The following is an 11,940-nucleotide window of genomic DNA, read 5'->3' on the forward strand; positions in this document are numbered from 1 at the left end:
CTATAGAGAGTAAAAAAGAGAAAAAGCCGCAGATGATGCAGCTGTTTCCCGCTTTTTTTGCAGTCGTTTTTTATTTTGCATCATACCAGGTTGATCCATAGGCACATTCAACGCTAAGCGGCACTTTCAAATGAATGGCGTTCCCCATAACCTCCGGAACAATCTGTTCCATAATTCCGAGTTCATCTTCAGGCACTTCAAAGATCAGTTCGTCGTGCACCTGAAGCAGCATTCTTGACTTCAGCTGCTCTTCTTTCAAACGTCGGTCCATCTGAATCATCGCCAGCTTAATGACGTCGGCAGCACTGCCTTGAATCGGAGTATTCATGGCCGTCCGCTCAGCAAAACTGCGTGTATTGAAATTGCGGCTGTTGATATCCGGAAGATAGCGACGCCTGTTCAGAAGTGTAGTCACGAATCCATCTTTCCGGGCTTTTTTCACGATTTGTTCCATGTATTGTTTGACGCCCGGATAGCTCCTCAGATACGTTTCAATAAATCGGGCGGCGTCTTTCCGTGTAATCCCAATGTTCTGGGAGAGACCATAATCACTGATCCCGTAAATGATGCCAAAATTGACTGCTTTTGCATGCCGACGCATCAGAGGCGTGACCTCCTCTTTTGCCACACCAAATACATCCATCGCGGTTTTTGTATGAATATCCATTCCGTCAATAAATGCCTGCTGCAGCTTTACATCGTCGGCAATGTGGGCAAGCACACGCAATTCAATTTGCGAATAATCAGCCGAAAATATCTGCCAGCCCGGTTCTGACGGAAGGAACGCCTTGCGTATCTTGCGCCCTTCCTCCAGACGGATTGGAATGTTCTGCAGATTCGGATCTGTTGAACTCAAACGTCCGGTTTGCGTCAGCGCCTGATTGTAGCACGTATGGATTTTTCCGGTCCCCGGATGGATGACCTTAAGAAGCCCTTCAACATAAGTTGACTTCAGTTTGCCAAGCTGCCGGAAATCAAGGATCCGGTCGATGATTTCATGCCGCCCTTTGAGCTTTTCCAGCACGTCGGCCGCCGTTGAGTAGCCGGTTTTCGTTTTTTTTATGGTTGGCAATTGTAATTTTTCGAACAGAATTTCACCCAATTGTTTGGGTGAATTGATATTGAATGTGACTCCCGCCATTTGGTATATATCCTGCTCAATGACGCTAAGCGTCCGGTCAAGTTCCTCGCCCATTTCTCTTAACGTTTCTCTGCTTGTTTTAACGCCGGTAAATTCCATTTTGGACAAAACTCTGGCCAAAGGCATTTCGAGATCAAAAAGCAACTGTTCCTGTTTGTTTTCCTTCAGTTCTTCAAGCAACCTCGGTTCCAGCTTCAGCAGTGCATCCGCCTTTGTTCCCAGATGCTGTGCCTGAGCATCCCCCTCCGGTACTTGGCGTTTCGCGCCTTTTCCATAAAAGGCTTCATCTGTTTCAAGGCCTGATATACCGCGTTTTCCGGCAAGAAGTGCCAGATCCATGCCTGCTTCGGAGGGATCGATCAGATAGGAGGCGAGGCGCGTGTCAAACGATACGCCGTTCAGTTGAATGCCCTGCCACTTCAGTGCCACTTCAGCCTGTTTGCTGCTGAGAACCACCTTTTCGCGCGAACTGTCAGAAAGCCATTCCTTGAAATTCTGGTCCCGCAACCCCTTTTCCGTTTGTATAAAATACGTGCCGGTTTCATTTGACACCGCAAAACCGGTAATTTTTCCATAGTGATAATTTTCATCAAGCATACCGACAATCAGTGCGCCGGGTGACGTCAGCTGCTCACGGTTGAATCCGTCAACAGGTGTAACTTTAACATCTGCCGCACTCTGCCCTTCCTGGTTTGTGGAATGCGCGCCAGCCAGCTTGTCCAGCAGTGACTGAAAGCCCAGTTCATGAAGCAAGTCGGTTAGCTCAGGGGTTGCTTTGTTTTCAAAAATGCAGTCTTCAACTGTAACAGCAATCGGCGAGTCACGGTCAATCGTTGCGATTTTTTTGCTCATCAGCGCCTGCTTCTGATTGTTTTCGAGATTCTCTTTCAACTTCTTCCCGGAGACTTCATCAATCCGCGCGTAGACGCCTTCTACTGTTTTAAATTGTCCAAGCAACTTAACAGCCGTTTTCTCACCTATCCCGGGCACACCCGGAATGTTGTCGGAAGCGTCGCCCATCAGTCCTTTTAAATCAATGACTCCCTCGGGTTCAATGCCATATCGTTCACGAACCTGATCGATATCATAGTCGACGGTATCAGTTATCCCTTTTTTGATCAGCGATACATTGACGTGCTCACCGACAAGCTGAAGATAATCTTTGTCCCCTGTCACAATCCGGACGGCATAACCTTCCTGCCGCGCTCTTTTCGACAATGTGCCGACAATGTCATCAGCCTCATAGTTCTCCAGTTCATAGTGCCTGATCCCCATTGCATCCAATAATTGATAAACGAAGGGAAACTGCTGAGAGAGCTCAGGAGGCGTTTTCTGTCTCCCACCTTTATAATCTTTAAAAGTTTCATGTCTGAAAGTCGTTTTGCCTGCATCAAAAGCGACCAGGAGATGTGTTGGTTTCTCCTCGGCAATTATCTTCATCAGCATCGTTGTAAATCCATATATTGCGTTTGTATACATCCCTTGGTTATTGCTTAACAGAGGGAGTGCAAAAAAAGCGCGGTAAACGACGTTATTGCCGTCAATTAAAACAAGTTTCTTCATGACTGTCCTCCCGGAAACTCAACATCACACAATCCTTTTCTCTTATTTTAAAGCAAGAAAAGTGATTTATCCAATCGGCGGTGTTGTTTTCTTGAAAGAGATCACGAAGGTCGTTCCTTTTCCCGGCTCACTCTCAACATCGATCTGACCTTCATGCGCTTCTACGAGGTGCTTGACAATAGCCAGGCCAAGTCCCGTTCCGCCTGAATCCCTGCTTCTCGCTTTGTCCACACGGTAAAAGCGCTCAAAAACTCTTGGAATCTGATCCCTTTCAATACCAATGCCCGTATCTGAAATGATAAATTTTGAGTGTTTTGCAGTCTCAGTGACCGACAGAGTGATTGTCCCATTTTCCGGTGTGTAAGAAATAGCATTTGTGATTAGGTTAATCATGATCTGACGTATACGGTATGGATCGCCAAGCGCCCAACCTTCATCACTGCGGAGTCTGTTGATTTTAATATTTTTTTTCTCTGCCTTTTCTTTAAAAATCAGCAGCGCGGCGTCCATTAATTTCGAGAGTGAAATCGTCTGCCAGTCGATGGAGAAATGCTCACGCTCAATCTTTGAGAGTTCAAGCAAATCTTTAACCAGACTCTGAAGCCGTTTTGCTTCATGGAGCATAATATTCAGAAACTGCTCCTCCATCTCTTTGTCATCTTTTGCTCCATCCAGGAGAGTCTCAGTAAAACCGATCACGGATGTAATTGGCGTTTTCAGTTCGTGGGAAACATTTGCCACAAAATCTTTGCGCATATTTTCAAGTTTCTTAATGCCCGTGATGTCATGAAAAACAACGACAATACCCCTGACATTTTTTTGTCTATCAAGGATTGGCGCACAGGATACATCGAAATGCTTGCGTTCGATGTGGACATAGAGCTGGAGCTGACGCGCCATCCTTTCCCTTGACCTGAATACTTCGGCAATTATTTCATTGACTTCGGCGTAAGGAATGACTTCGTGAAAGTCGGCCAGTTCCCAATGTGCAGCTTCTGTTTTAAAATCGTCTCTGAAGGTCTGATTAACGTATTCTATCCTGCCTTTTCCATCAATGAAAATAAGGCCGTTGCCAATATTTTCGATCAGAGTTTCCATACTGTCTCTTTGATTGGCATAGGACCGGCTGATTTCATGCAGGGACTCTGAAAGCCGGTTCATTGCCAGATTAAGCCGAAGCACGCTTTCATGCGGTTCATCATTAGAAGCAATCATATTATATTTTCCATCCAAAATATTTTCAGCCATTCTCGCAGCAAAGCGGATAGGGTTTCTGTAGGAGCGTACAAGAAAATCGCGATAGAACAGTAGACCCACGCCAAAAAGAAAGATAAACCAATAGAGCAGGTTCAAACCGACAATGACTGTTCTGGTTCCTTTAAGTTCCAGATAGCCTACAGTTTTCTGATCTGCTCTGATGGGCGTTATGTAAATTGCGGAATCTCCGGTATCTCTGAAAGTCTCCCATTTTTTAGAGAGAACTGTTTCACTGAGTGGTGCAGAGGAATACTTGATATGGCGCCCCGCATCAAAAATATTGATCCGAAGATTTTCTTTTTTAGCATATGCTTTTAATCCATCATGAATCTGTGACACATCCATTTTTCCATTGCGAACTGCCATAATCGCGATCCATTCCGAATGGTCTTCCATTCGTGTTCGATCCTGCTGTGCACAGGCCACCTGAATAACCTGATCCGAAACATAGATCATAAAAAGCAGACAAAAAATTACGAATCCCCAGCGAATCCACAGTCTTGAATCAACTCTTTGGTTCTTCAAGTTTATAACCCAACCCTCGCACTGTCTTAATATAGAGTGGTTTTCTCGTCACGTCTTCTATCTTTTCTCTCAGATGGCTGACATGGACATCTACAATTCGTGTGTCTCCGGCAAAGTCATAATTCCAGACTGCATTGAGCAGCTGTTCACGTGTCAGCACTCTACCCTTATGCTTCATCATATAGACGAGCAGTTCAAATTCTTTGGGTGTCAGAAGCATCTCTTTATCTTTGAACATGGCCTCGAACTTATTCGGGTAGACTTTCAGGTCACCGGAAACAAGCACTTCATTCTGTTCCTGATGCCCCATCTCAGTTCGCCTGAATATGGCCTTGACCCGTGCTACAACTTCACGCGGGCTGAAGGGTTTGGTCATATAATCGTCTGCACCAAGCTCCAGTCCCAGCACCTTGTCAAGCTCATCGTCCCGGGCTGTCAGCATAATAATCGGTACATAGATAAATTCCTGGCGTAACTTTTTGCAGACATCCATCCCGTCCATTTCCGGAAGCATCAAGTCCAGCACGATCAGATCCGGACGCTGCTCCTGAACGATAGGCAAAACTTCTGTGCCCGTCCCGGCTGAAATCACATCATAACCGGCCTTCTTCAGATTAAAAGAAAGCAGTGTTACAATGGATGGCTCATCATCAACGACCAGTATCTTTTTTGGCATATCGAACCTCCTTGCCTGTCCTTTTAATCCTTTAACGATCATATCTGTTTCTGCAGACAGATACAGCAGATCTTCAGGTTAAAAAAGGCCAATTTCTGCTCTATCGCAATACACCAGATTATCACGGACATTGGAGGACAGTACGTTCAATCAATCATCCAAAACGTCCTGAAATGTAGTCAGCCGTACTCTTTTTCCCCGGATTAGTAAACAAATCTTTCGTCATGCCGAATTCAACGAGCTCCCCTTGATAAAAGAAAGCTGTATAGTCAGCAATTCGAGCCGCCTGCTGCATATTATGTGTCACGATAACGATCGTATACTCTTCCTTCAGCTTAAGAAGGAGTTCTTCAATTTTGGAAGTAGATACAGGGTCAAGCGCTGAAGTCGGTTCATCGAGCAGGAGTACACTTGGCTTTAAAGCCAAAGCCCTTGCAATGCATAAACGTTGCTGCTGCCCACCTGACAGACCTGTCGCCGAATGGTCGAGACGGTTTTTCACTTCATCCCATAACCCGACTTCCTTCAGGCAACTTTCTGTGGTCTCTTTCAGTATTTTTTTATTGTGCATCCCTGCAAACTTCAGAGGAAGCTGGATATTCTCACTGATTGACTTTGGAAACGGATTGGGCTGCTGAAAAACCATACCGATTTCCTTACGCAGCTGAACAACATCAATCTTTGAATTTAAAATATTATTATCACGATAAAGAATATTGCCCTCGCATCGGGCGGTTGGTATCAAGTCGTTCATTCGGTTAATCGTGCGGATGAATGTCGACTTGCCGCAGCCTGAAGGGCCGATCAGCGCTGTAATCGATTTTTCATGGATCGGCATATTCACATCTTTAACCGCATGATTGCTGCCGTAATAAATATTAACGTCCTTAACATCAATCTGTACCGGTGTCTCTTCGCTTTTACCCTTGGCAAAGTTTGCGATGTTGGTATCCAATTGAATCATCATTCAATACTCCCCCTCATGATTTTCCTGATAATTTTTGATTGATTACTTTTCCTAGTGCACGTGCCAGCAGGTTAAACAGCAGAACGCAGATAACAAGGACAGCAGCGGACCCATTTGCAACAGTCTGAATGTCTGGGATAATACCCGAAGTATTCACAGCCCAAATGTGAACCGAAAGTGTCTCAGCTGAACGGAACAGGTTTAACGGCGAAGTGGGTGCAGCAGGATTCCAGTTTGTGAAATCCAGACTTGGCGTAGACATGCCTGCTGTAAACAGTAAAGCCGCAGATTCGCCGAATACTCTGCCTGCAGACAGAATGATTCCTGTCAATATGCTCGGAAAAGCCGCCGGGAGCAGAATGGTTTTAATCGTGTGCCAGTGAGTGAGGCCGAGCGCGAGGCCGCCTTCTTTCTGGTGTAACGATAGAGAGCGGAAACCGTCTTCTGTTACACGCACAATTACCGGAAGGTTAAATACGGTGAGCGCAAGAGCACCGGAAAGTACAGAAAAATGAAACTGAAAATAATCTACAAAAACGAGCATCCCAAACATACCGACAACAATAGAAGGCAGAGATGCAAGCACCTCAACACAAGAGCGGATGAAAGATGTCATTTTGCCGGGTCTAGCGTATTCTGCAAGATAAATTCCGCCACTCGTCCCAATCGGCACAGTCAAAATCATCGTAATAATCAACACGTAAAAAGAATTCCAGAGTTGATCCTTGATCCCGCCGCCCGCTTGGAATGTACTGGACTCCGAAGTAAGAAAATGCCAAGAAATACTTGTCACACCATTGACTAATATATAGCCAAGCAACGCTGCGAGAATACCAGCCATGATCACGGCACAAAGAACAATGAGTGATAGAGCGATTCTATTCGTCACCTTGCTGCTCATCACGCATTCCTCCTTCTTGAGAGCATCCGAATAATTAAAATAAATATATAGGAAATAACAAGCAGAATCAGTCCAAGTGTCCAGAGGACATCGTTCGGTATGCTTCCCGCTGTCGTATCACCCATGCTCAATGTAATAATTGTCGTTAAAGTAGCCGCCGGATCAAAAATAGAGTGAGGCATCGTATTCGTATTGCCAATCACCATTTGAACAGCGAGCGCCTCTCCGAAAGCTCTTGACATACCGAGGATGATTGCTGTGACGAGACTTGAACCCGCTGCAGGGATGACCACCCGCCAGATGGTTTGCCACTTCGTTCCGCCTATGGCATAAGATGCTTCACGCAATGTATCTGGTACCGCGCGCAGGCTGTCGGCTGCAATGCTGGCAACGGTGGGCAATATCATAACGCCGACAACCAGCGCACCTGCAAGCAGATTAAAACCGGACCCTCCAAAATGCACGCGCATGAAGGGTACAATAACAGTAAGGCCGATCAAACCATAAACAACTGAGGGTATGCCGACAAGAATCTCTATCACAGGCTGCAATACTCTCTGGCCCCATTTTTTTGCCAGTTCAGCCATGAAAACGGCGCATCCAACAGCTACTGGTGTCGCGAAAACAGCTGCAAGCAGCGTTACTGCTAGCGAGCCGAAAATAAACGGGAACGCTCCATAAGAAACTTTTCCTGCTATCGATTGATCCGGATTCCATGTTGTGCCTGTAATAAATGACCAAAAATTTATATGGTCGACAACAAAAGATCGAAGCCCCTGTACAGTCAAAAATAGCGTAATCGCAACCACCGCAATAATCATGAGAAGAGCGCTACCATATATAACTATTTTGCCTCTAGTCTCACTATAATGGTCGATGAGGCCTTTCGCCAGCCCTTTTTCTCTCAATAAAGATGGTTTGGGAGATTTTCCCGGTGCTTGAGCGATTGCGGCCCTATTGATTTTCATCCCTACACCTCATTTTACTACTAATTATAAATACAACGGTAAGCGGGATGTAAAATACTAATCCCGCTTCGCCGTTTTTCTGCATAACATTATTATGTCAGTGTTGTATATTAAATTTAATTTTACTTTGCAGTTATTTTCCCAGTAGCATCACGCTGAACAGTTAACTTGTCCACCGCAATATAACCCTGAGCCGAAAGATCTTTGGTCTGAACAGTGCTGCTCATCATGTAATCGAGGAATGCCTTAGCCAAAGCAGAAGGTTTGCCTTTTGTATACATGTGTTCATAAGCCCAAACCGGGAACTTGCCGGAAGCAACGTTGGCTTCAGTTGCCTGTACACCGTCGATGGAAAGTGCTACTACTGATTTATCGCCAGGTGTGAAATAAGACAATGCGAGATAGCCAATAGCGCCAGGAGTCTGAGCGACAATTTTTTTAACCGTGTTCGAAGAATCCTGCGTAATGCCGTTAGCCGGTGTCTTACCATCCAAAGCGAACTGATCAAACGTTTTCCGTGTACCTGAACTTGCCGAGCGGTTTACCAATGTAATTTTAACATTTTTTCCGCCAACCTGGCTCCAGTTTGTAACCTGGCCAGTGAATACTTTCTGAAGATCAGCTTTTGAAAGATTTGTTACGCCTGCTTTTGGGTTAACAGCAGCAGTCATAGCAACAACAGCTACTTTGTAGTCCGTAAGAGCTTTTGCATCGATATTCTTTCCGTTTTCAGCAAAAATGTCGGAATCACCGATGTCAAAGTTTCCAGCCTGTACCTGGCTCAAGCCGGTGCCGCTTCCGCCGCCCTGAACATCAATCTGGACGTTAGGATTGTTGGCCATAAATTCTTTTGCGGCCTGCGCAGCTAACGGCTGCAACGCTGTAGAACCACCCAGTGTAAGTTTACCGGAAAGTGCCTTTGAACTCGAGCTTGAACTTGAAGAAGAGCTTGAACTGCTGCTCGAACTGCTGCTTGAGCTGCTTCCGCTGCCGTTCCCGCATGCTCCGAGAACAAGAATAACTGATAAAGCAAGGAGCAGGCCAAGCGTTAGCAAACTTTTCTTTTTCATAAGAAATTTTTCCCCCTCAGTTTTAACGTACCCTTATTGCACTACTAATAATAAAACGATAGTTTTAAAAACATATAAACGCAATGTAAATTTATTGTAAAGATGTGCAGCTTGTCACATATATAGTTTTCCCTGTCCGTTTTCAAATTACTCAAGAAAAAATAAAACTGATGAACTCAGAAAAAAATGGGATCATCAGCCATTATTATTTTAATTAAATGAATTTCATATTTCTTAGCCCTTATGCCCCAAGGGTTTCAAAATGCCAAAAAGGAAGTACCTCCCCAAGTCTTGTATAATGGTAATGGACTAGAAAACCAAAAAGAAGACTGGAGAGATACTGCCTGTGCCCATTATACGACAAATGAGTTTATTTGGCGTCCAGGAATTATTTGAAATGGAACCTACCCATCGCTATGACGCCATTATTTCAGCTTTGAATCTGGATAAAATCTACCATGCGGTAAGCAAAAAAACGCATCTTGGAGCACCTGAAGAATTAAACTATTCAGCCATGATTATTTCCGCTTTTATTCGGATTGTTGAACGCATTCCAACGATCAAAGACCTGATCAAACGACTCAATCAAGACATTGCTTTTAAACTGAACTGTGACTTTCTTGTTTCCGATCCTACCCCTTCCGAATCCTCCTATTCCCGGTTGATTACCAAACTGGAGGAGTCAAAGATCTTGGAAGTCGTTCAGGAACAAGTCATTGCCCAAGCCATCGCCGAAGGATTTATCAGGGACGATACCGTTGCCATTGATGCCACACATTTCGAAGCGCGTGATCAGGCCCCACCCAAAGAAGAAAAGCCGGACAAAGAGCCGAAAAAGCGTGGCCGAAAGTCCAAAGAGGAACGTGAAAACTGGCTCGCTGACCAAGCGAAAAAAGAAGCGAATCTGCCCCTTTTTGAAAAGAAAATTGAGGCTCAACTGGACGCTCCTCTTTCAGAGCTGCGTGCACAAGTTCCGAAAGACCCGAAGTGGGGCATTAAAAAGAACAGCGAAGGCAAGAATGTGTTTTGGTTTGGCTATAAGGGCCATTTAGCCGTGAGCACGACCAGCCAATATATTTTGCAGGCTTTGTTCTCCTCAGGCAACCTGAATGGCGGAAAGGCGGCCATTCCATTGCTTAAAGGAATAAAAGAACGGTTATCCTTGCCCACTTTACGTTATGAAACCATGGATGCCGGTTACGATTACGAACCGATCTATCAACAGATTTACACTATGGGTCATCAATCCGTGATCGCGTACAACAAACGGAATGAATCAAAGCCAGAAGGGTTCAATAAGTACTTCGCACTCACCTGTTTCAGAGAGCATGCTTATCGCTATGACAGCTATGATGCCAAGTATGAAACCTTAAAATATACGCAACCCAAAGAATGTGTGGATTGCCCACTAGCCCATGAAGGGATCTGTCAAAAAGTGTATAAATTAAAAATCACGACAGATCTTCGACGATACACGGCACCTGCCCGAGGATCTAAAGCATGGCGAAACATTTTTAAACGCCGAACTGCAGTAGAACGAGTAAACGCCTATTTGAAGGAATTCTTTCAACTCAACAATGTGCGTTACCGAACCGGAAAACGGGCAAAAGTACATTTCGATCTTGTGACATTGATTTACAATGCATCAAAATTAGCTGCAGACCGCATCAATGCTTTATTAAATCAAAAGTACCCAGCAGCATCATCAAAAAAGATTTAAAAAACAGCAAATTAGAAATTCTGCAAGTCTCTACTTTTTAAAAAAGAGCAATTATGAAATTGATTCAATTCAATATACTATATTGTTTCGAGTACCGCCTTTACCGATTCAACAGATTGATCCAAAGCGTCTTTTTCTTCTTTGGTCAGGCTCAGCTCAATGATTTGTTCAATTCCGTTCTTTCCCAGAACAACCGGGACACCCAGATAGATATCGCTGTAGCCGTATTCGCCATCTAGGCAGGCAATGGCAGGTACAATGCGCCGCTTATCTTTAAGTATTGATTCCGCCATTTGGAATAATGCTGCTGCCGGGGCATAGTAAGCGCTGCCATTCCCGAGCAAAGAAACAATCTCTCCACCGCCCTTCCTTGTCCGTTCAACGATCGCCTCGATTCGTTCTTTCGAGATCAGCCGATCAATCGGTATCCCCCCCGCATAAGAGTAGCGGATTAGCGGAACCATGCAGTCCCCGTGCCCGCCAAGAACAAATCCCGTAATATCTTCAGCTGAGAGATTCAGTTCTTCGGCGATAAATGTCCTGAAGCGTGCGGAATCTAAGACGCCGGATTGGCCGATTACCCGATTCTTCGGGAATCCGGATTCCTTGTAAACGGTGTAAGTCATCGCATCCACCGGATTGCTCAGCACAATAATTGTGCAATCAGGTGAATATTTTACAATATTCCGTGTCACTTCCTTCATAATACCTACATTGATAGATACTAGATCATCCCGGCTCATGCCGGGTTTCCGTGCTACTCCCGCTGTGATGATGACAACATCGGAATCCGCCGTTTCACTGAAATCTGAAGTTCCTGCAACTTTTGTGTCAAATCCGAGAATCGGCGCAGATTCAAGCATATCCAACGCTTTTCCCCGGGTCGGTCCCTCCATCTTCGGAATATCCACCAGCACGACATCAGCCAAATCACTCCGGGCAATAAGAAAAGCGGTTGTTGAACCTGTAAAGCCAGCACCTACAACAGCGACTTTTCTGCGGTTAACCGACATTTTAATTCCCCCTATCAGTGTTGACATCAGCATTCTGTTCCTCAATTGGATGCGCTGTCATTTTGAAAAAGCCTAATGCAGGATAGCTTCCCGAGAAGAAAGATCTTCTGCATGGCTCATTTCTTCATATTATGATACA

General features: G+C 44.9%; 9 protein-coding genes. 1 reads left to right on the forward strand and 8 read right to left on the reverse strand.

All coding sequences use genetic code 11. The features are described from left to right. Positions 1 to 70: 70 nt before the first annotated feature. The 7 genes from polA to COP04_RS15465 all read right to left on the reverse strand — a co-directional run bounded on the left by polA (position 71) and on the right by COP04_RS15465 (position 9,068). Positions 71 to 2,704 carry a DNA polymerase I gene (polA, locus tag COP04_RS15435; protein WP_100488836.1) on the reverse strand — a complete coding sequence of 878 codons (2,634 nt, stop codon included), beginning with the start codon at positions 2,702 to 2,704 and terminating at the stop codon, positions 71 to 73. 66 nt (positions 2,705 to 2,770) lie between these two features. Continuing rightward, complete coding sequence (gene pnpS, locus COP04_RS15440; RefSeq protein WP_100488837.1) at positions 2,771 to 4,486, reverse strand: two-component system histidine kinase PnpS; 1,716 nt, start codon at positions 4,484 to 4,486, stop codon at positions 2,771 to 2,773. Continuing rightward, entirely contained in the window at positions 4,467 to 5,162 is a 696-nt protein-coding gene (locus COP04_RS15445; RefSeq protein ID WP_100488838.1) for a response regulator transcription factor, read from the reverse strand. The genes pnpS and COP04_RS15445 overlap by 20 nt, the downstream gene beginning before the upstream one ends. Positions 5,163 to 5,316: 154 nt before the next feature. Then, positions 5,317 to 6,129 (reverse strand): phosphate ABC transporter ATP-binding protein PstB, encoded by an 813-nt coding sequence (gene pstB, locus COP04_RS15450; RefSeq protein WP_100488839.1) that lies wholly within the window; start codon positions 6,127 to 6,129, stop codon positions 5,317 to 5,319. A gap of 13 nt (positions 6,130 to 6,142) precedes the next feature. Further along, on the reverse strand, positions 6,143 to 7,030 hold the full coding sequence (gene pstA / locus COP04_RS15455) for a phosphate ABC transporter permease PstA (protein WP_100488840.1): 888 nt from the start codon (positions 7,028 to 7,030) through the stop codon (positions 6,143 to 6,145). Beyond that, positions 7,030 to 7,998, reverse strand: a complete 969-nt coding sequence (gene pstC, locus COP04_RS15460) for a phosphate ABC transporter permease subunit PstC (RefSeq protein ID WP_100488841.1) — start codon at positions 7,996 to 7,998, stop codon at positions 7,030 to 7,032. The genes pstA and pstC overlap by 1 nt, the downstream gene beginning before the upstream one ends. Before the next feature lie 122 nt (positions 7,999 to 8,120). Further along, positions 8,121 to 9,068 carry a phosphate ABC transporter substrate-binding protein gene (locus COP04_RS15465; RefSeq protein ID WP_100488842.1) on the reverse strand — a complete coding sequence of 316 codons (948 nt, stop codon included), beginning with the start codon at positions 9,066 to 9,068 and terminating at the stop codon, positions 8,121 to 8,123. Between the two features lie 346 nt (positions 9,069 to 9,414). On the opposite strand from COP04_RS15465, the gene COP04_RS15470 reads away from it, so the two are divergent. Continuing rightward, positions 9,415 to 10,788, forward strand: a complete 1,374-nt coding sequence (locus COP04_RS15470) for an IS1182 family transposase (protein ID WP_100488843.1) — start codon at positions 9,415 to 9,417, stop codon at positions 10,786 to 10,788. A 77-nt stretch (positions 10,789 to 10,865) separates the two neighbouring features. Here the strand turns inward: COP04_RS15470 and mdh are convergent, their stop codons facing one another. Beyond that, positions 10,866 to 11,801 carry a malate dehydrogenase gene (mdh, locus tag COP04_RS15475; protein WP_100488844.1) on the reverse strand — a complete coding sequence of 312 codons (936 nt, stop codon included), beginning with the start codon at positions 11,799 to 11,801 and terminating at the stop codon, positions 10,866 to 10,868. Positions 11,802 to 11,940 lie beyond the last annotated feature (139 nt).

The organism is Sporolactobacillus pectinivorans (assembly GCF_002802965.1).
GTDB classification, from domain to species: domain Bacteria; phylum Bacillota; class Bacilli; order Bacillales; family Sporolactobacillaceae; genus Sporolactobacillus; species Sporolactobacillus pectinivorans.

Excerpts from the sequence above, each read along its gene's own strand:
- polA (WP_100488836.1), bottom strand. The coding sequence starts at position 2,704 with ATGAAGAAACTTGTTTTAATTGACGGCAATAACGTCGTTTACCGCGCT.
- COP04_RS15445 (WP_100488838.1), bottom strand. The coding sequence starts at position 5,162 with ATGCCAAAAAAGATACTGGTCGTTGATGATGAGCCATCCATTGTAACA.
- pstB (WP_100488839.1), bottom strand. The coding sequence starts at position 6,129 with ATGATGATTCAATTGGATACCAACATCGCAAACTTTGCCAAGGGTAAA.
- pstA (WP_100488840.1), bottom strand. The coding sequence starts at position 7,030 with ATGAGCAGCAAGGTGACGAATAGAATCGCTCTATCACTCATTGTTCTT.
- pstC (WP_100488841.1), bottom strand. The coding sequence starts at position 7,998 with ATGAAAATCAATAGGGCCGCAATCGCTCAAGCACCGGGAAAATCTCCC.
- COP04_RS15465 (WP_100488842.1), bottom strand. The coding sequence starts at position 9,068 with ATGAAAAAGAAAAGTTTGCTAACGCTTGGCCTGCTCCTTGCTTTATCA.
- mdh (WP_100488844.1), bottom strand. The coding sequence starts at position 11,801 with ATGTCGGTTAACCGCAGAAAAGTCGCTGTTGTAGGTGCTGGCTTTACA.